The sequence below is a fragment of the Streptomyces sp. W1SF4 genome, from assembly GCF_003950035.1.
GTDB classification, from domain to species: Bacteria; Actinomycetota; Actinomycetes; order Streptomycetales; family Streptomycetaceae; genus Streptomyces; species Streptomyces racemochromogenes.
In genome coordinates, this window is sequence record NZ_CP034350.1 from 5286543 (window position 1) to 5305616 (window position 19074).

The following is a 19074-nucleotide window of genomic DNA, read 5'->3' on the forward strand; positions in this document are numbered from 1 at the left end:
CGAAGAGGGGTACCGGGTGAGTGCGTCAGGCACGGCCGCGGCCGGGCAGGTCGAGCACATGCTGCGCCAGGTGACTCCCGGGCGCTATGAGAGCTATGAGTCATTCCTGCACGCCCTCGCCGAGGGCAGGCTGTGGATGCTCCTGTGGCAGGGGCAGCCGGGCTCACCGGACGCCCAGTACGGCGGCATGGAGGTCGAGGGGCTGGGCTACGCCCCCTGCGTGACCTCCCCGCAGGAGCTGGCCGCGAGCGGCTGGAACCGGGGCTACGAGGTGGTCACGGGCCGGGACATCGCCCGCGCCCTCTACCCGGACCGCTGGGGGCTGTGGGTCAACCCGCACGCCCAGGGCGGCGGCCTCGGCATCCCCTGGGCCGACCTGCGCCGGGTCGCCACCGGCCTGGACCGGATGCCGGCGGGGCCGCTGCGGCTGTCCGAGCCGTCCCTGGAGCTCCCGCAGTTCTACGGGCTGCTGACCCAGCACGCGCACCGCACGCCGGCCGTGAGGTCGCTGCGTCGCGCCTGGGTGCAGCCCTCGCTGGGGTCCGCGTACCTGGCGGTGGGGCTCGACCTGTACGACGCCTCGCCGCACGCGCTGGAATCCGTACGCGAGATGATGCGCCAGTCGGTCGGCGCCGTGCCCGAGGGGGTCCCGGTGTGCACGGTCGCGCTCGCGGACGAGCACGACCCGGTGGCGATGTGGCTGCGCGCGCAGACCCGGCCCTTCTACGACCGCGAGGGGCAGGCGGCCGCCTACTGAGCTCCCGCGGGCGCCCCGGGGACGCTTTCCCCGAGCTTCCTACAGGGATTTCCGGGGTGCGCCCGCAGTCTGGGACAGCCCCCTCCGACGGACCACGGGCCGCCGGGAACCACGGTTCCCGGCGGCCTTCGTCTTGTCCGGATATCGCCGCAAGTGGGCGCCCAATTGGCGTACTCGTCCCCAGAGTTGGCCGTGATGTCCGTTTGCGTACCGAACGGACGGTCTTGCTCCGCTGAGCCGTGAGCGGAGTCCGGATAACGGGAATCAGGGCGTCAGATCACGGTTGCGCATCCATTCATCTGCGGGTCTGGCGGCTGGTCGAGCGCCCGATGAAGACTCCCCACCCAAGAGCCGGTCAGTCCTCCAGGACGCGGTTCGGCACGTGGACCTCGCCGCTCGTCCCGACGCGGCGCTTCCGCACTTCCCGCACCTCAGCCGCACCGCACCGCACGCACCGCACCCTGCTCCACCCACAGCACGGCCGCACTGCCAGCACCTCGCACCTCGTACGCGTTCACGTGCCCCGAGCACTGGAGCGCCACTCCGCACCAACGCCGCCACAGCGGCGGGCATGGGCCGACCCACCCGTCGGCCGAGAGGGGTCCCCACCACGATGACGGCACCACTGCACGACACGAGCGCGGAAACACCCGCACCCGTGTCCGTAGCCGAAGTCCCTGCCAAGGCCATCGAAGGCCGCTCGCCCGGCCGCATCGCCTGGATGCGGCTCAAGCGCGACAAGGTCGCGCTCACCGGCGGCGTGATCGTGATCCTCCTGATCCTGGTGGCGGTCTTCGCGCCGCTGATCGTGAACCTGCTGGGCCACGACCCCAACGAGTTCCACGAGGACATGATCGACCCGGACCTGGGCACGCCGCTCGGCTCCTTCGGCGGCATCAGTTCCGACTTCCTGCTGGGCGTCGAACCGACCAACGGGCGCGACGTGTTCAGCCGGATCGTCTACGGCGCCCGCATCTCGCTGGTCGTCGCCTTCCTGGCGGCCTTCGTCTCGGTCGTCCTGGGAAGCCTCCTGGGCGCCCTCGCCGGCTTCCTCGGCGGCTGGGTGGACGGCATCATCAGCCGCCTGATGGACCTGCTGCTGGCCTTCCCCCAGCTGCTGTTCACCATCGCCCTGGTCTCCGTGGTCCCCAACTCCTTGTGGGGGTTCGAGGGTTCCGGCGTGCGGATGGGCGTGCTCATCCTCGTCATCGGCTTCTTCGGCTGGCCGTACATCGGCCGCATCGTCCGGGGCCAGACGATCTCCCTGCGGGAACGCGAGTACGTCGAGGCCGCACGCAGCCTCGGAGCCGGGCGCGGCTACATCCTCCTCAAGGAGCTGCTGCCCAACCTGGTCGCACCGATCCTCGTGTACGCCACGCTGATCATCCCGACCAACATCCTGACCGAAGCGGCCCTCAGCTTCCTCGGTGCCGGCGTCAAGCCGCCCACCGCTTCCTGGGGAAAGATGCTCTCCGACGCCGTCCCCATCTACCAGGACGACCCCATGTACATGGTGGTTCCCGGTATGACGATCTTCATCACCGTCCTGGCGTTCAACCTCTTCGGGGACGGGCTGCGTGACGCACTCGACCCCAAGGGCAGCTGAACCGCTTCTTCGATTCACCACCTATGGAGGTTGGACAACGTGACCCGCAGAAAGCAGGCCCTTGCGATCACCGCCGTGATCGCCGCGCTCTCGATGACCGCCGCGTGCGGTGACAACGGGGCGAAGAAGGACGACAAGGCCGACGGCGACAGCGGCAAGGGCTACAGCGGCGCCGCCACCGCCGTGATCAACCCCTCCGACGCCAAGGGCGGCGAGCTCAAGCTCTGGTCCCCGCAGGACGTCGACTACCTCGACCCGGCGCGCGCCTACTACGGCTTCGTCTGGAACATGCAGCGCCTCTACGTCCGCAGCCTGCTGGCCTACGACGCCAAGCCGGGCAAGGACGGCACGAAGGTCGTCCCCGACCTCGCCGAGGCCCTGCCGGTCATCAGCAACGACGGCAAGACCTACACCCTGAAGCTCAAGGACGGGGTGAAGTTCGAGGACGGCACGCCGATCACCTCGAAGGACATCAAGTACGGCGTCGAGCGCGTCTTCGCGCAGGACGTGCTGTCCGGCGGCCCGACCTACCTCATCGACCTCCTGGACCAGGGCCAGAAGTACCCCGGCCCCTACAAGGACACCGACCCGAACAAGATGGGTCTGAAGACGGTCGAGACGCCGGACGACAAGACGATCGTCTTCAACCTGGCGAGCGCCAACTCCGACTTCAGCTACCTGCTGGCCATGCCGTCCTCCTCGCCGGTCCCGGTGGGCAAGGACACGGGTGCCACGTACACCAACAAGCCGGTGTCCACGGGCCCCTACAAGGTCGAGAGCTTCACCGCCGGCAAGGGCGCGACCTTCGTCCGCAACGAGAACTGGGACCCGAAGACGGACCCGATCCGCAAGGGTCTGCCGGACAAGGTCTCCTTCACGGTCACCACCAACCCGGACGACATGGACCAGCGCCTGCTCTCGGGCGACATCGACATGGCCGTCGACGGCACCGGTGTCCAGCAGGCCGCGAAGAACAAGATCCTCAAGGACGCGAAGCTCAAGGCCAACTCGGACAACCCGTTCACGGGCTACATCCGCTACTTCGCCTTCCCGCAGACGGTCGCGCCGTTCGACAACATCGAGTGCCGCAAGGCCGTCATCTACGCGGCCGACCCGAAGTCCCTCCAGACCGCCCGCGGCGGCCCGACCAGCGGTGACCTCGGCGCGAACATGCTGCCGGCCGGCGTCCCCGGCTCGGACAAGAGCTACGACCCCTTCGGCCTGACCAAGGGCAAGCCGCAGGAGTCCAAGGCCAAGGAGGCCCTCAAGGCCTGTGGCAAGCCCGACGGCTTCGAGACCGTCATCGCCGTGCGCAACAACCGCGCCCCCGAGGTGAAGACGGCCGAGTCCCTCCAGGCCTCGCTCGCCAAGGTCGGCATCAAGGCGACGATCGACCAGTTCGACGGCAAGCTCTCCTCCTCCACGATCGGTTCGCCCGAGAACGTGAAGAAGAAGGGCTACGGCATCATCGTCATGGGCTGGGGCGCCGACTACAACTCCGGCGCGGGCTTCCTGCAGCCGCTGGTCGACGGATCGTTCATCCTGCCGAACGGCAACAACAACTACACCGAGGTCAACGACTCCGAGATCAACGGCCTGTTCGACAAGGCCGCTGCCGCCGCCACCCCGGAGGCCGCCGCTCCGATCTACACGGAGATCAACAAGAAGGTCATGGACAAGGCGCTCTACCTGCCGATCAACTTCGACAAGGCGCTCGTCTACCACAACCCGCGCCTGACGAACGTCTTCTTCAACGAGTCCTTCGGCAAGATCGACCTCGCCACCGTGGGCATCAAGCAGTAGCAGCAGGCGGCCCGGCCGACCGCCGGGCACGCAACCCGCAACTCAGCACGTAAGTAAGTGCCTTCACCGCACATGCGCTAGTCCGAAGGGCAGGTGAAGGCCGCAGGCGCTGGCCGCCGCCCCCACGAGGGGCGGCGGCCACCAGCCCCGGGCGGCCGACTGCAGTGCTCGTCTACCTCATACGGCGGCTGTTCAACGTCGCCGCCACGCTGCTGGTGGTCTCCGTGGTCACCTTCGGCATCTTCTTCGCGGTCCCGAAGCTGACCGGCAGCGATCCCGCGCTCATGTACGCAGGCCGGGAGACCAACGAGACCGCCCTGGCGGGCATCCGCGTGAAGATGGGCTTCGACAAGCCCATCTCCGAGCAGTACCTGCTCTTCGTCAAGGGCATCTTCGCCGGCCGTGACTACGACGGCGGCACCGAGATCACCCACTGTGCGGCACCCTGCTTCGGTTACTCCTTCAAGACCGAGGCGCCCGTCTGGGAAACCATGATGGACCGCATCCCCGTCACCCTCTCGCTCGCCCTCGGCGCGGCCGTGATCTGGGTGATCGCCGGTGTGGCCACGGGCGTGATCTCCGCACTCAAACGCCGCACCGCCATCGACCGCACCGTCATGGTCGGCGCGCTCGCCGGCGTCTCCCTGCCGATCTTCTTCACCGGCATGGTGGCCCCCGCGATCTTCGTCTACAGCCTCGGCTGGCTTGACGTCTCCAACTACCAGCCCCTGACCGAGGATCCGGTGGCCTGGCTCAACAGCATGATCCTGCCCTGGGTCACCCTGGCCTTCCTCTTCGCCGCCACCTACGCCCGCATCACCCGGGCGACCATGCTCGAGGTCCTCGGCGAGGACTACATCCGCACCGCCCGCGCCAAGGGCCTCAAGGAGGGCGTGGTCATCCGCAAGCACGCCCTGCGCTCCACGCTCACCCCGGTCGTCACCATGTTCGGCCTGGACCTCGGCGGCCTCCTCGGCGGCGCGGTGCTCACCGAGACCACCTTCAACTTCCAGGGCCTGGGCACGGCCGCGGTGGCCGCCATCAGCGCCGGCGACCTTCCCGTGATCATGGGCGTCACCCTGCTCGCCGCCCTGTTCGTGGTCCTCGCCAACCTGATCGTGGACCTGCTGTACGTCGTCATCGACCCGCGCGTGAGGCTGACGTGACCAAGAACGATTCCGACCAGCCGGCCTTCGTGCCCGAGCAGGGCGGCGCGCCCGACGCGGCCCCCTTCCTCTCCGTGCGCGACCTGAAGGTCCACTTCCCGACCGACGACGGCCTGGTCAAGTCCGTGGACGGCCTCAGCTTCGACCTGGAGCGCGGCAAGACCCTCGGCATCGTGGGCGAGTCCGGCTCCGGCAAGTCGGTGACCTCGCTGGCCATCATGGGCCTGCACCGCACCGGCAACGCCCGCAGCCGCCCGGACATCTCGGGCGAGGTCGTGCTCGACGGCGAGGACCTGGTCAGCGCCGACGCCGACCGCGTGCGCCGGCTCCGCGGCCGCAAGATGGCCATGGTCTTCCAGGACCCGCTGTCCGCGATGCACCCGTACTACTCCGTGGGCAAGCAGATCGTCGAGGCGTACCGGACCCACCACGACGTCGACAAGAAGAAGGCCCGCGCCCGCGCCGTCGAGATGCTCGACCGCGTCGGCATCCCGGAGCCCCACCGGCGCGTGGACGCGTACCCCCACGAGTTCTCCGGCGGCATGCGCCAGCGCGCGATGATCGCCATGGCGCTCGTCAACAACCCCGAACTGCTCATCGCGGACGAGCCGACCACCGCCCTCGACGTCACCGTCCAGGCGCAGATCCTCGACCTGATCCGCGACCTGCAGAAGGAGTTCGGCTCCGCGGTCATCATGATCACGCACGACCTCGGCGTGGTCGCCGAGATGGCCGACGAGATCCTCGTGATGTACGGCGGCCGGTGCGTCGAGCGCGGCACCGCCGAGAAGGTGTTCTACGAGCCCCGCCACCCCTACACCTGGGGACTGCTCGGCTCCATGCCGCGCATCGACCGCGACCAGACCGAGCGTCTGATCCCGGTCAAGGGCTCGCCGCCCAGCCTGATCAACATCCCGAGCGGCTGCGCGTTCAACCCCCGGTGCCCCTACGCCGACGTGCCCAAGGGGGGCATCACCCGCACCCAGCGGCCCGAGCTGACCCAGGACGACAGCCGGCACTGGTCCGCCTGCCACATGTCGCAGGAGGAGCGGACCCGGATCTGGACCGAAGAGATTGCGCCGAAGCTGTGACGGACATGAAGAAGGACACCGCCGCCCAGGACTCGGCGGCGGCGACGGCCGTCGCCGAGGCGGAGCCGCTGCTGAAGGTCACCGGCCTGGTCAAGCACTTCCCCATCAACAAGGGGCTGCTGCGCCGCCAGAGCGCCGCCGTCAAGGCCGTCGACGGGATCGACTTCGACGTCCGGCGGGGTGAGACCCTCGGCGTCGTCGGCGAGTCCGGCTGCGGCAAGTCGACGATGGGCCGCCTCATCACGCGTCTGCTGGAGCCGACGGGCGGCCGCATCGAGTTCGAGGGCAAGGACATCACCCACCTCGGCGTGGCCGGCATGCGCCCGCTGCGCCGCGACGTGCAGATGATCTTCCAGGACCCGTACGGCTCCCTGAACCCGCGCCACACGGTCGGTGCGATCGTCTCGGCCCCCTTCAAGCTCCAGGGCGTCACCCCCGAGGGCGGCGTCAAGAAGGAGGTCCAGCGCCTCCTCTCGCTCGTCGGCCTGAACCCGGAGCACTACAACCGCTACCCGCACGAGTTCTCCGGCGGCCAGCGCCAGCGCATCGGCATCGCCCGCGCCCTGGCGCTGAAGCCGAAGCTCGTCGTCGCGGACGAGCCGGTGTCGGCGCTGGACGTGTCGATCCAGGCGCAGGTGGTGAACCTGCTGGACGACCTCCAGCAGGAGCTCGGCCTGACGTACGTGATCATCGCGCACGACCTGTCGGTCATCCGGCACGTCTCGGACCGCATCGCGGTGATGTACCTCGGCAAGATCGTGGAGCTGGCGGACCGCAAGTCGCTGTACGAGTCCCCGATGCACCCCTACACGAACGCCCTGCTGTCCGCGGTCCCCGTCCCGGACCCGAGGCGGCGCGGGGCGAAGAGCGGCCGCATCCTGCTCAAGGGCGACGTCCCCTCGCCGATCTCCCCGCCGGCCGGCTGCCGCTTCCACACGCGGTGCTGGAAGGCGACGGAGGTCTGCGCGAAGCAGGACCCGCCGCTGCTGACGATCAAGCCGGGCCACCAGACGGCCTGCCACCACCCGGAGAACCAGCCTTCCTGACGCGCCGCCGCACGCCCGCCGCCTCACACGCCGGCGGGGCTACAGACAGCCCCGCCGGCGTGTGAGGCGCGGGGGTCCGGGGCGCGGCCCCGGGGAACGGGCGAAGGGTGGGGAGGGGGCTCTGCCCCGCGCAGCGGTCCGCCCGCGCCCGCACTCCTCGCGCGCCCGGCGCAGCGGGCACCCGGACCCCCGCGCGGCAGCGCAGCGGCGGGGGACGTCCCCGCCCCGCCGTCAGGCGACAATGGCGGGGTGCTCCACGATCTCTTCCCGCCCGGCATCCAGCACGCCCTGGACCTCGCGGGCATCTTCGTCTTCGCCACCGCCGGCGCCCTCCTCGCGGTCCGCAAGAACTTCGACGTCTTCGGCATCTGCGTCCTCGCCCTCGTCACCGCCCTCGGCGGCGGCCTCCTGCGGGACCTGTGCATCGGTGCCGTCCCGCCCGCGGCCTTCGGCGAACTCAGCTTCTTCGTGACCCCCCTGATCGCCGCCGCGCTCGTCTTCTTCCTCCACCCCGAGGTGCAGCGCATCAACCGCGCCATCAACGTCTTCGACGCGGCCGGCCTCGGGCTGTTCTGCGTCACCGGCACCACCAAGGCCTACGAGTACGGCCTCGGCCTGACCGCCTCCGCGGCGCTGGGCCTGGCCACCGCAGTCGGCGGCGGCGTGCTGCGCGACGTCCTCGCCAACGAGGTGCCCTCGCTGCTGCGCGACCGCGAGATGTACGCCGTGCCCGCCGTCGTCGGCGCCGCGATGGTGGCCGTGTTCATCGGCTTCGAGGTCCTCAACCCGGTGACCACCGGCATCGCCATCGTCACCACCTTCGTGCTGCGCCTGCTCGCGATGCGCTACCACTGGCGGGCCCCGCTGGCCTGGAACCGCCGTTCCTCGGTGGCCGAAGAGGTATAGGCAAGAGAAAGCTACCGCTTAGTAGCTTGCCGGTGTACCGTCGTCGGCATGTCTTACGCAGCGGCCCAGGCCTCCATCGGCGACAGCGAATTCGACCGCGACACCACCGTCACCGCCCGCGCGGGCGAGCCCGGGGTGTACGACGCGGAGCTGTCCGCAGGCTGGACGATCATCACCGCCGTCAACGGCGGCTATCTGCTGGCCCTGGTCGGCCGGGCCCTCGCGTCGGCCCTGCCGCACCCGGACCCCTTCACCGTCTCCGCCCATTACCTGACCTCCTCCGTGCCCGGCCCCGCCGTGATCCGCACCGAGGTGGTCCGCGTCGGGCGCACCCTCTCCACCGGCCAGGCCTCGCTGTTCCAGTACGACGAGAACGGCGCCGAGGTCGAGCGCATCCGCGTCCTCGCCTCGTACGGGGACCTCGCCGCGCTCCCCGACGCCGTGCACACGGTGGCGCGCCCGCCGCTCATCCCGGCGTACGAGGACTGCCTCGGCCCCGAGGCCGGCCCGGCCCCGATCCCCGGCAGCAACGCGATCGTCGACCGGCTCCGGCTCCGCCTGGACCCGGCGACCGCGGGCTGGGCGGTCGGCGCGCCCTCCGGCAAGGGAGAGATGCGGGCCTGGTTCGAGCTGGCCGACGGCCGCGACGCCGATCCGCTGTCGCTGCTGCTCGCGGTGGACGCGCTGCCGCCGACCGCCTTCGACCTCGGCCTGCTCGGCTGGGCCCCGACCGTCGAACTCACCACCCACATCCGCTGCCGCCCGGCCCCGGGCCCGCTGCGGGTGGGCATCGTCACCCGCAACCTGGCCGGGGGCTTCCTGGAGGAGGACGCCGAGGTCTGGGACTCCGCCGACCGCCTGGTCGCCCAGTCCCGCCAGCTGGCCCGCGCCCCGCGCTAGGCCGTGTCTTCCGGATCTTGCTCCCCCAGCTACCGCTGGGAGGTGCCCCCAGACCCGCGCCGCCCGGTGCCGCACCTCGCCGCGTTGGCGGAGCACCCGAGTACGTCCAGTACAAGGGCGCCCCTCCCAGCGGTAGCTGGGGGAGACGCGGGCTTAACCGGCAAGATCCGAAAGACACGGCCTAGGGGACGAGAGCCGCACCGGGCCGCGGAGGGGGCGGCCCGGTGGTCGGACCAAGGGCACCCGGGCGGGACCCGGCGGGGCGGGGGACTCGTAGAATCAAAAAATCATGGCCTACCTCGACCACGCCGCGACCACGCCGATGCTCCCGGAAGCCGCTGCGGCGATGACCGCGCAGTTCGCCGCCACCGGCAACGCGTCCTCCCTGCACGCCGCCGGCCGCCGGGCCCGCCGTACCGTCGAGGAGGCCCGCGAGTCCCTCGCCGAGGCGCTCGGCGCGCGCCCGAGCGAGGTGGTCTTCACCGCCGGCGGCACCGAGGCCGACAACCTCGCCGTCAAGGGCCTCTACTGGGCCCGGCGCGACGCCGACCCGGCCCGCAGGCGGGTCCTCGCCAGCCCCGTCGAGCACCACGCCGTCCTCGACGCCGTGCACTGGCTCGCCGAGCACGAGGGGGCCGAGGTCGAGTACCTGCCCGTCGACCGCTACGGCCGCGTGCACCCCGAGGACTTCCGGGCGGCCCTGGAGCGCAACCCCGGCGACGTCGCCCTCGCCACCGTGATGTGGGCCAACAACGAGATCGGCACCGTCATGCCGGTCGCGGAACTGGCCGCCGTAGCGCGGGAGTTCGCCGTACCCCTGCACTCCGACGCCGTCCAGGCCTTCGGCCAGCTCGACGTCCGCTTCGGCGACAGCGGCCTCGCCGCCATGACCGTCAGCGGCCACAAGGTCGGCGGCCCCTACGGCATCGGCGCGCTGCTGCTCGGCCGCGACCAGAGCCCCGTCCCGGTCCTGCACGGCGGCGGCCAGGAGCGGCACGTCCGCTCCGGCACCCTCGACGTGCCCGCCATCGCCGCCTTCGCGGTGGCGGCCGTACTCGCCGCCGAGCGGCGCGAGCGGTTCGCCGCCGAGGTCGGCGCCCTGCGCGACGAGCTGATCACGGCCGTGCTGGCCGCCGTCCCCGACGCCGTCCTCGGCGGCGACCCGGTGGACCGGCTGCCGGCCAACGCCCACTTCAGCTTCCCCGGCTGCGAGGGCGACTCGCTCCTGCTGCTGCTGGACGCGCAGGGCATCGAGTGCTCCACCGGCTCCGCCTGCACCGCGGGGGTGGCCCAGCCCAGCCACGTCCTGCTCGCGGCCGGGACGGACCCGCGGCTGGCCCGCGGCACCCTGCGGTTCTCACTGGGGCACACCTCCACCAAGGAGGACGTCGCCGCCGTCGCCGCCGCGATCGGCCCCGCCGTGGAGCGCGCCCGCAGCGCCGGCCTCAGCTAGCGGCCGCCGCCGCGAGCTCCTGGCGGACCAGGCGCAGGTAGCGGTCCCAGTCCCAGTGCGGGCCGGGATCCGTGTGGTCGGCGCCCGGCACCTCGTCGTGGCCCAGGACGTGCCTGCGGTCCGCCGGTATGCCGTACCTCCGGCAGACGTCGGCGGCCAGTCTCGCCGAGGCCGCGTACAGGGCGTCGGTGAAGTCCTGGGGCCGGTCGACGAAGCCCACGTGCTCGATGCCGATGCTGCGCTCGTTCATGTCCCGGTTCGCCGCGTGGAAGGCCACGTCGAGCTCGCGCACCATCTGCTCCACATGGCCGTCCTGGCGCACTATGTAGTGCGCCGACGCCCTGTGGAACGGGTTCTTGAAGGCGTCGACCGAGGACTCGAAGCCGCCCTGTGTGACATGGACGACGATCCGGTCCACCCGGTAGTCGTCGGGCCGGTCCGCGAGCCGCCAGTTCGCCGGCGAGGCCGCCGTCCAGCTCGCGGCCGCGTAGTCGAGCTCGCCCTCCTTGCGCGGCTTGGACACCCCGGGCAGCAGCCACCAGGCCCGCCCGATCTCGTCCCGGGCCGCGAACCCCGCCGCCGTGAGGACCCCCAGCCCGCCCAGCAGCACCGCCCGCCGGGTCCGGCGCGGTCCCCTCGGCCCCTTCTCCACCTGCTCGGTCATGTGATCCACCCCCCACAGCCGACAACGCGCCGTGACCCCGCCCGGTTCCCCGTACCCTGGACGGTGCTATGACTGAGAACCTGCCGCGCACCGCCCGCCCCCTCCGCGTCCTGGCCGCCATGTCCGGCGGTGTGGACTCCGCCGTCGCCGCCGCCCGCGCCGTCGAAGCCGGGCACGACGTCACCGGGGTCCACCTGGCGCTCTCCGCGAACCCCCAGTCCTTCCGGACCGGCGCCCGCGGCTGCTGCACCATCGAGGACTCCCGCGACGCCCGCCGCGCGGCCGACGTCATCGGCATCCCCTTCTACTGCTGGGACCTCGCCGAGCGCTTCCGCGAGGACGTCGTCGAGGACTTCGTCGCCGAGTACGAGGCCGGGCGCACCCCGAATCCCTGCCTCCGCTGCAACGAGAAGATCAAGTTCGCGGCGCTGCTCGACAAGGCCCTCGCCCTCGGCTTCGACGCCGTCTGCACCGGCCACTACGCCACCGTCGTCGAGAACGCCGACGGCTCCCGCGAGCTGCACCGCGCCTCCGACATGGCCAAGGACCAGTCCTACGTCCTCGGCGTCCTCGACGAGAAGCAGCTGGCCCACGCCCTCTTCCCGCTCGGCGACACGATCACCACCAAGGACGAGATCCGCGCCGAGGCCGAGCGCCGGGGGCTGGCCGTCGCGAAGAAGCCCGACAGCCACGACATCTGCTTCATCGCCGACGGCGACACCCAGGGCTTCCTCGCCAAGCGCCTGGGCAAGGCCGAGGGCGACATCGTCGACGGCGCCACCGGCGAGAAGGTCGGCACCCACGACGGCGCCTACGGCTTCACCATCGGCCAGCGCAAGGGCCTGCGCATCGGCCACCCGGCCCCCGACGGCAAGCCCCGCTACGTCCTCGACATCTCCCCGGTGAACAACACCGTCACCGTCGGCCCCGTCGAGGCCCTCGACGTCACCGCCCTCACCGCGATCCGCCCCCGCTGGTGCGGCTCCACCCCCGCCGCCCCGGGCACCTACACCGCGCAGCTGCGCGCCCACGGCGGCGAGACCGAGGTCTTCGCCGAGGTCGTGGACGGCGAGCTGCGCGTCACCTTCACCGAGCCGGTCCGCGGCGTGGCCCCCGGCCAGGCGATCGTCCTTTACGACGACACCCGCGTGGTCGGCTCCGCCACCATCGCGACCACGACCCGGGCCGCGGCCGCCGCCACCGCCTAGGCGACCGTCAGGACGATCTTGCCGGTGGTGCGGCCGAGCTCGCCGATCCCGTGGGCCTTCGCGGCCTGCTCCAGCGGCAGGACCGTGTCCACGAGGGGCTTCAGGGCGCCGCGGTCGGCCAGTGCGGCGATCTCGCGCAGCCCCAGCCGGTCCGGCTCGACCAGCACCCAGTCGGCGCGGAAGCCGCGGGTGTCGTCCGGGACGTCGTCCGGGCCCGGGAGGGTGACCAGCCGGCCGCCCTCGCGGAGCACCGAGAGGGAGCGTTCGGCGACCTCGCCGCCGAGGCCGTCCAGGACCACGTCCACGTCCGCCACCACGTCCTCGAACGACACGGCGCGGTAGTCGACGACCTCGTCCGCGCCCAGCGAGCGCAGCAGCTCGTGCTTGCCCGCGCTGGCCGTGCCGATCACGTACGCCCCGCGCGCCTTGGCGATCTGCACCGCCAGGTGCCCGACCCCGCCGGCGGCGGCGTGCACGAGGACCCGCTCGCCGGGACGCACGTCCGCGGTGTCCACCAGCGCCTGCCAGGCCGTCAGCGCGGCCAGCGGCAGCGCGGCGGCCTCCACGTGGCTCAGCGAGGCGGGCTTGGCCGCCAGCTGCCGGGCCGGGGCGACCACGTACTCGGCGTACCCGCCGGCCTGCCGCGGGAAGAGCGGCATGCCGTACACCTCGTCACCCGGCCGGAAGACGGTCGTGCCGGGGCCGACGGCTTCGACGGTGCCCGAGACGTCCCAGCCGACGACCGGGGTCTCGCCCCACTCGATCAGGTGGCCGGACGCCCGCGTCTTCCAGTCGACCGGGTTGACGCCCGCCGCGTGGACGCGGACGAGGACCTCGCCCAGCCCGGGCTCCGGCCGCTCGATCTCCCGCTCGACGAGGTTCTCGGGGCCGCCCCACTCGTTCACGACGATCGCACGCATTTCTACTGCCTCTTTCCGACTGATTCCGTATTTTTCCGGGCCCTGCCCGGCGACATCACCCAGATTCGGGCCTCGCGCACCCTCGTGGTATTGGCCGTCCGGCCACCATGTGACAGGATCTGGCCATGAGTACGTACCCGGACGGAAGCGGCCCCCACGGCAGGCACCTCATCGCCGTCCTCGCCCTGCCCGGCTTCCCGCCCTTCGAGCTGGGCATCCCCTCGCGCGTCTTCGGCCAGGCCGTGGACGAGGCAGGCGAACCCCTGTACGAGGTCGTCGTCTGCACCGTCGACGGCGAGCCCGTCCCCAGCGACTCCGGCTTCAGCCTCCAGCCCGCCGCCGGCCCCGAGGCCCTCGCCGCCGCCGACACGGTGATCGTCCCGCCCACCCACGCCATGCCCGAGCTGGCGCTCGGCGGCCCGCTGCCGCCCGCGGTGGCCGCCGCCATCGCCGGCATCCGGCCCGGCACCCGCCTGGTCTCCATCTGCTCCGGCTCGTACGTGCTCGCCGCCGCCGGACTCCTCGACGGCCGGCCCGCCACCACCCACTGGAACCTCGCCCCCGAGTTCCGCCGGGCCTACCCCCGGGTCCGGGTCGACGAGGAGGTCCTCTTCGTCGACGACGGCGACGTCCTGACCTCCGCCGGCGTCTCCGCCGGCGTCGACCTGTGCCTCCACCTGATCCGCCGCGACCACGGCGCCGCCGTCACCAACCGGGCCGCCCGCATGTGCGTCGTACCGCCCTGGCGCGACGGCGGGCAGGCACAGTTCATCGACCGGCCGGTGCCCGAGCCCACCGTCGCCACCACCACCGCCACCCGCGCCTGGGCCCTGGAACGGCTCGGCGAGCCGATCTCCCTCGCCGAACTCGCCGAGCACGCCCGGATGAGCCTGCGCACCTTCACCCGGCGCTTCCGCGACGAGGTCGGCATGACCCCCGTCCAGTGGCTCACCGCCCAGCGCCTGGAGATCGCCCGGCACCTGCTGGAGTCCAGCGACCTCCCCGTCGACCTGGTCGCGCACCGCTCCGGCTTCGGCACCGCCAACTCCCTGCGCCAGCACATGCGCGCCTCCATCGGCGTCTCCCCGATCGCCTACCGCCGCACCTTCCAGCCCGCCGCCCGGGCATGACCTCCGGGGTAATCGCCCCCGCGGACTCCCGCTGACAGCATCGGAGCAACGGCCGGGACCGCCCGGCGCACCGACAGGGGAGGCCCACATGACCGCGTACGCCATCGCGCACCTGCACCGGCCGACGCTCAACGAGGACGTCCTGCGCTACATCGAGGCGATCCAGGCGACCATGGACCCCTTCGGCGGCCGCTTCCTCGTCCACGGCAAGGAGGTCGAGGTCCTCGAAGGCCCCTTCCCCGGCACCGTCGTCGTCATCGGCTTCCCCGACATCGAGAGCGCCCGCGCCTGGTACGCCTCCGACGCCTACCAGGCCATCCTCCCGCTGCGCACCGACCACATCCCCGGCACGGCCTTCCTGGTCGAGGGCGTACCCGGCGACTACGACGCCACCGCGCGGGCGGGCGCCCTGCGCGAGGCCGCCGGATCCTGACCCCCGGCGCCTGGCCGCGGACCGAGGCGGCGGCGGGGCCCGGGCGGATGCGAGCATGGGCCGTATGGCTACTCACCTGATCACCGGTGCCGGCTCCGGCATCGGCGCCGCCGTCGCCGCCCGCCTGCACGCCCGCGGCGACGACCTCGTCCTGCTCGCCCGCGACGCCGCCCGCGCCCGGCAGCTCGTCGAGCGCTACCCCGGCGCGCGGACCCTCGTGGGCGACCTCGCGGATCCCGACCGGCTGTCATGGGCGTTCTCCAAGCAGCCGGTCCCCGAGCGCATCGACTCCCTCCTGCACATCGCCGGGATCGTCGACCTCGGACCGGTCGGGGAGCTCCGCCCCAAGACCTGGCACCAGCAGCTCAACGTCAACCTGATCGCCCCCGCCGAGGTCACCCGGCTGCTGCTGCCCACCCTGCGCGCCTCCAAGGCCACCGTCGTCTTCGTGAACTCCGGCGCCGGCCTCACCGCCCACGCCGACTGGAGCGCCTACGCCGCCTCCAAGCACGGCCTCAAGGCCCTCGCCGACTCCCTGCGCGCCGAGGAGAAGGCCAACGGCATCCGCGTCACCTCCGTCTACCCCGGCCGCACCGCCAGCCCCATGCAGGCCAAGGTGCACTCCCAGGAGGGCAAGGAGTACGACGCCGAGCGCTGGATCGACCCCGAGTCGGTGGCGACCACCATCGTCATGGCCGTCGACCTGCCGCGCGACGCCGAGGTCAACGACCTGTCCGTCAGGCCCGGCCGATGACCGCGAGCGCCACCGGCGTCGGCTCCCTGCCCGGCGGCGACGCCCGCGAGGCCGCCAAGACCGCGACGGGCTCCTTCGAGGAGTTCCCGTACCTGCCCGAGCTGCCCGCCCGCGGACCCGGCGCCGACATGATCGGCCGCTCCCTGGGACTGCTCGTCGACATGTACGCGCACGTGGAACCCAGCGGCTGGCGGATCAGCGACCGCCCCGGCCGCGACACCCGCCGCGCCCGCTCCTGGCTGGGCGAGGACCTCGACGCCCTGGAGGAGTTCACCCAGGGCTACATCGGCAAGCTCAAGGTCCAGGCCGTCGGCCCGTGGACCCTGGCCACCGCGCTCGAACTGCACGGCGGCGAGGCCGTCCTCCAGGACGCCGGAGCCTGCCGCGACCTGGCCGCGTCCCTCGCCGAGGGCCTGCGCGACCACCTCGCCGACGTGCGCAAGCGCGTCCCCGGCGCCGAGATCGTGCTCCAGTACGACGAGCCCTCGCTCACCGCCGTCCTGCGCGGCCGGGTGCGCTCCGCCAGCGGCTACCGCACCTACCGGGCCGTCGACCGCCAGGTGGTCGAGAGCACCCTGCGCGACCTCTTCGCCGTCCACGACGGGGAGGTCGTCGTGCACTCCTGCGCGCCCGAGGTCCCCTTCGCGCTGCTGCACAGGGCCGGCGCCACGGGCGTCTCGTTCGATTTCTCACTGCTCACCGAGCGCGAGGACGACGCCATCGGCGAGGCCGTCGAAGGCGGGCTGAAACTCTTCACCGGAGTGGTGCCGGGCACCGATGCCCCGTTGTCGGACCCGGGCGGTAGCGTCATGGGTGTCAGGAAGCTCTGGCGCAGGCTGGGACTGGCCCCGGGGACTCTCGCCGAGTCCGTCGTGGTCACCCCGTCGTGCGGTCTGGCGGGCGCCTCGCCCGCGTACGCCCGCGCGGCGCAGGCCCATTGCGTCAGGGCGGCGAGGTCGCTCGCCGACAACCCTGAGTGACGGTCGAGGACGGGCCACGGGAGGACACGGCATGGCAGCCGAACAGCAGGACACGGCAGTACCGACGGCGGTGCGCGAGCAGCACCAGCTGCTCGCCGAGCAGGTCGAGGAGCACCGCTTCCGGTACTACGTGAACGACCAGCCGGTCGTCAGCGACGCCGAGTTCGACCAGCTGCTGCGCTCCCTGGAGGCCCTGGAGGAGCAGTACCCCGAGCTGCGCACGCCCGACTCGCCCACCCAGAAGGTGGCCGGGGCGTACGAGACGGACTTCGCCTCCGTGGAGCACCGCGAGCGGATGCTCTCCCTCGACAACGCCTTCGACGACGAGGAGCTGTCCGCCTGGGCCGACCGGGTGGCCCGGGACGTGAACACCCCGGACTACCACTACCTGTGCGAGCTCAAGGTGGACGGCCTCGCCGTCAACCTCACCTACGAGAACGGCCGCCTCACCCGCGCCGCCACCCGCGGCGACGGCCGCACCGGCGAGGACATCACGCCCAACGTCCGCACCATCGCCGAGATCCCGGACCGCCTCAAGGGGGACCGGGTCCCGGCCCTCGTCGAGATCCGCGGCGAGGTGTACTTCCCGATGGAGAAGTTCGAGGAGCTCAACGCCCGGCTCGTCGAGGCCTCGGGCAAGCCCTTCGCCAACCCGCGCAACGCGGCGGCCGGTTCGCTGCGCCAGAAGGACCCCAAGGTCACCGCGTCCCGCCCGCTGCACATGGTGGTCCACGGCATCGGCGCCCGCGAGGGCTTCGAGATCGAGCGCCAGTCGCAGGCGTACGAGCTGCTGCGCGAGTGGGGCCTGCCCACCGCCCGGCACAACAAGGTCGTCTCCTCCCTGGCCGAGGTCCGCGAGTTCATCGCCCTCTTCGGGGAGAACCGGCACTCGGTGGAGCACGAGATCGACGGCGTCGTCGTCAAGCTCGACGAGATCGCCCTCCAGGGCCGCCTCGGCTCCACCGCCCGCGCCCCCCGCTGGGCCATCGCCTGGAAGTACGCCCCCGAAGAGGTCAACACCAAGCTCGTCGACATCAAGGTCGGCGTCGGGCGCACCGGGCGCGTCACCCCGTACGCCCAGGTGGAGCCGGTGACGGTGGCCGGCTCCGAGGTCGAGTTCGCGACCCTGCACAACCAGGAGGTCGTCAAGGCCAAGGGCGTCCTCATCGGGGACACCGTCGTCCTGCGCAAGGCCGGCGACGTCATCCCGGAGATCCTCGGCCCGGTCGTGGACCTGCGGGACGGCACCGAGCGCGAGTTCGTCATGCCGGCCCTGTGCCCCGAGTGCGGGACGGAGCTGCGCCCGATGAAGGAGGGCGACATCGACGTGCGGTGCCCCAACGGGCAGACCTGCCCCGCGCAGCTGCGGGAGCGGATCTACTACCTCGCCGGCCGGCAGAGCCTGGACATCGAGAACTTCGGCATCGTCGCGGCCGCCGCCCTGACCGGCCCGCTGGAGCCGGCGCGGCCGCCGCTGCTGGACGAGGGCGACCTCTTCGACCTCACGATCGAGCAGCTGCTGCCCATCAAGGCGTACGTCCGGGACCCGGACAGCGGACTGCCCAAGCGGGACCCGAAGACCGGCGAGGAGAAGATCGTCACGGTCTTCGCCAACCAGAAGGGCGAGCCGAAGAAGAACGCCCTGGCCATGCTGGAGAACATCGCGGCCGCCAAGCAGCGCCCGCTCGCCCGGATCATCAACGGCCTGTCGATCCGGCACGTCGGTCCGGTCGCAGCGGAGGCGCTCGCCCGCGAGTTCCGCTCGATCGAGCGCATCGAGCAGGCCACCGAGGAGGAGCTGACGGCCACCGAGGGCGTCGGGGCGATCATCGCCGCCTCCCTCAAGGAGTGGTTCGCCGTCGACTGGCACCAGGAGATCCTGCGCAAGTGGCGGGCGGCCGGCGTACGGATGGAGGAGGAAGGTTCCGCCGAGGAGGAGGGGCCGCGCCCGCTGGAGGGCCTGACCGTCGTCGTCACCGGCACCCTGCAGAACCACACCCGCGACGGGGCCAAGGAGGCCCTGCAGAGCCGCGGGGCCAAGGTCACCGGCTCGGTGTCGAAGAAGACCTCCTTCGTCGTCGTCGGCGACAACCCCGGCTCGAAGTACGACAAGGCCGTCCAGCTGGGCCTCGCGATCCTCGACGACGCCGGCTTCGAGGTGCTCCTCGAACAGGGTCCCGACGCCGCGCGCGAGGCCGCGCTCCCGCTGGAGGGCGCCGCCGGAGCCGAGGGCGGTCACTAACCGCGCGGGAGTCGT

Annotated in this window: 17 protein-coding genes; 15 read left to right on the forward strand and 2 right to left on the reverse strand. The window is 71.8% G+C overall.

Annotation, left to right across the window (positions count from 1 at the left end; all coding sequences use genetic code 11):
- The first annotated feature begins 16 nt into the window (after positions 1-16).
- From D1J60_RS24795 to D1J60_RS24835, 9 genes are all read left to right on the forward strand, one after another.
- Complete coding sequence (locus D1J60_RS24795) at positions 17-757, forward strand: enhanced serine sensitivity protein SseB C-terminal domain-containing protein (RefSeq protein ID WP_125822574.1); 741 nt, start codon at positions 17-19, stop codon at positions 755-757.
- Positions 758-1370: 613 nt separating this feature from the next.
- Positions 1371-2363, forward strand: a complete 993-nt coding sequence (locus tag D1J60_RS24800) for an ABC transporter permease (protein ID WP_125602144.1) — start codon at positions 1371-1373, stop codon at positions 2361-2363.
- 93 nt (positions 2364-2456) lie between these two features.
- Entirely contained in the window at positions 2457-4166 is a 1710-nt protein-coding gene (locus D1J60_RS24805; protein ID WP_241253602.1) for an ABC transporter substrate-binding protein, read from the forward strand.
- A 164-nt stretch (positions 4167-4330) separates the two neighbouring features.
- Positions 4331-5332, forward strand: a complete 1002-nt coding sequence (locus D1J60_RS24810) for an ABC transporter permease (protein WP_125602150.1) — start codon at positions 4331-4333, stop codon at positions 5330-5332.
- Between the two features lie 29 nt (positions 5333-5361).
- Positions 5362-6423 carry an ABC transporter ATP-binding protein gene (locus D1J60_RS24815; RefSeq protein ID WP_050779917.1) on the forward strand — a complete coding sequence of 354 codons (1062 nt, stop codon included), beginning with the start codon at positions 5362-5364 and terminating at the stop codon, positions 6421-6423.
- On the forward strand, positions 6420-7469 hold the full coding sequence (locus D1J60_RS24820; RefSeq protein WP_277607512.1) for a dipeptide ABC transporter ATP-binding protein: 1050 nt from the start codon (positions 6420-6422) through the stop codon (positions 7467-7469). Before D1J60_RS24815 ends, D1J60_RS24820 begins: the two co-directional genes overlap by 4 nt.
- A gap of 249 nt (positions 7470-7718) precedes the next feature.
- Positions 7719-8375, forward strand: coding sequence for a trimeric intracellular cation channel family protein (locus D1J60_RS24825; protein ID WP_125602156.1), 657 nt, complete (start codon positions 7719-7721; stop codon positions 8373-8375).
- Between the two features lie 48 nt (positions 8376-8423).
- Positions 8424-9275 carry a thioesterase family protein gene (locus tag D1J60_RS24830; RefSeq protein WP_125822576.1) on the forward strand — a complete coding sequence of 284 codons (852 nt, stop codon included), beginning with the start codon at positions 8424-8426 and terminating at the stop codon, positions 9273-9275.
- Between the two features lie 289 nt (positions 9276-9564).
- Positions 9565-10728, forward strand: a complete 1164-nt coding sequence (locus D1J60_RS24835; protein WP_125822577.1) for a cysteine desulfurase family protein — start codon at positions 9565-9567, stop codon at positions 10726-10728.
- On the opposite strand, the gene D1J60_RS24840 is transcribed toward D1J60_RS24835, so the two are convergent.
- Positions 10721-11392: an N-acetylmuramoyl-L-alanine amidase gene (locus D1J60_RS24840; protein WP_164720965.1), complete on the reverse strand. Its 672-nt coding sequence runs from the start codon at positions 11390-11392 to the stop codon at positions 10721-10723. The genes D1J60_RS24835 and D1J60_RS24840 overlap by 8 nt on opposite strands.
- Before the next feature lie 68 nt (positions 11393-11460).
- Here D1J60_RS24840 and mnmA point away from each other — a divergent pair, with 68 nt between their 5' ends.
- Positions 11461-12600, forward strand: coding sequence for a tRNA 2-thiouridine(34) synthase MnmA (mnmA, locus tag D1J60_RS24845; RefSeq protein ID WP_125822579.1), 1140 nt, complete (start codon positions 11461-11463; stop codon positions 12598-12600).
- On the opposite strand, the gene D1J60_RS24850 is transcribed toward mnmA, so the two are convergent.
- Entirely contained in the window at positions 12597-13520 is a 924-nt protein-coding gene (locus D1J60_RS24850) for an NADP-dependent oxidoreductase (protein WP_125822580.1), read from the reverse strand. The two genes, mnmA and D1J60_RS24850, sit on opposite strands and share 4 nt — an antisense overlap.
- A gap of 125 nt (positions 13521-13645) precedes the next feature.
- Here D1J60_RS24850 and D1J60_RS24855 point away from each other — a divergent pair, with 125 nt between their 5' ends.
- From D1J60_RS24855 to ligA, 5 genes are all read left to right on the forward strand, one after another.
- Positions 13646-14650 carry a helix-turn-helix domain-containing protein gene (locus D1J60_RS24855; RefSeq protein ID WP_125822581.1) on the forward strand — a complete coding sequence of 335 codons (1005 nt, stop codon included), beginning with the start codon at positions 13646-13648 and terminating at the stop codon, positions 14648-14650.
- 88 nt (positions 14651-14738) lie between these two features.
- Positions 14739-15083 (forward strand): DUF1330 domain-containing protein, encoded by a 345-nt coding sequence (locus tag D1J60_RS24860; protein ID WP_125822582.1) that lies wholly within the window; start codon positions 14739-14741, stop codon positions 15081-15083.
- A 64-nt stretch (positions 15084-15147) separates the two neighbouring features.
- Positions 15148-15837, forward strand: coding sequence for an SDR family oxidoreductase (locus D1J60_RS24865; RefSeq protein ID WP_125598435.1), 690 nt, complete (start codon positions 15148-15150; stop codon positions 15835-15837).
- A complete protein-coding gene (locus tag D1J60_RS24870) occupies positions 15834-16817 on the forward strand; it encodes a methionine synthase (RefSeq protein ID WP_125822583.1) in 984 nt (327 codons plus the stop codon). Before D1J60_RS24865 ends, D1J60_RS24870 begins: the two co-directional genes overlap by 4 nt.
- Before the next feature lie 31 nt (positions 16818-16848).
- Positions 16849-19059, forward strand: a complete 2211-nt coding sequence (ligA, locus tag D1J60_RS24875) for an NAD-dependent DNA ligase LigA (RefSeq protein WP_125822584.1) — start codon at positions 16849-16851, stop codon at positions 19057-19059.
- Positions 19060-19074: the final 15 nt, after the last annotated feature.

Coding starts and splice junctions, on each gene's coding strand:
- D1J60_RS24800 (WP_125602144.1), top strand. CDS start 1,371: ATGACGGCACCACTGCACGACACGAGCGCGGAAACACCCGCACCCGTG.
- D1J60_RS24805 (WP_241253602.1), top strand. CDS start 2,457: ATGACCGCCGCGTGCGGTGACAACGGGGCGAAGAAGGACGACAAGGCC.
- D1J60_RS24830 (WP_125822576.1), top strand. CDS start 8,424: ATGTCTTACGCAGCGGCCCAGGCCTCCATCGGCGACAGCGAATTCGAC.
- D1J60_RS24835 (WP_125822577.1), top strand. CDS start 9,565: ATGGCCTACCTCGACCACGCCGCGACCACGCCGATGCTCCCGGAAGCC.
- D1J60_RS24840 (WP_164720965.1), bottom strand. CDS start 11,392: ATGACCGAGCAGGTGGAGAAGGGGCCGAGGGGACCGCGCCGGACCCGG.
- mnmA (WP_125822579.1), top strand. CDS start 11,461: ATGACTGAGAACCTGCCGCGCACCGCCCGCCCCCTCCGCGTCCTGGCC.
- D1J60_RS24850 (WP_125822580.1), bottom strand. CDS start 13,520: ATGCGTGCGATCGTCGTGAACGAGTGGGGCGGCCCCGAGAACCTCGTC.
- D1J60_RS24855 (WP_125822581.1), top strand. CDS start 13,646: ATGAGTACGTACCCGGACGGAAGCGGCCCCCACGGCAGGCACCTCATC.
- D1J60_RS24860 (WP_125822582.1), top strand. CDS start 14,739: ATGACCGCGTACGCCATCGCGCACCTGCACCGGCCGACGCTCAACGAG.
- D1J60_RS24865 (WP_125598435.1), top strand. CDS start 15,148: ATGGCTACTCACCTGATCACCGGTGCCGGCTCCGGCATCGGCGCCGCC.
- D1J60_RS24870 (WP_125822583.1), top strand. CDS start 15,834: ATGACCGCGAGCGCCACCGGCGTCGGCTCCCTGCCCGGCGGCGACGCC.
- ligA (WP_125822584.1), top strand. CDS start 16,849: ATGGCAGCCGAACAGCAGGACACGGCAGTACCGACGGCGGTGCGCGAG.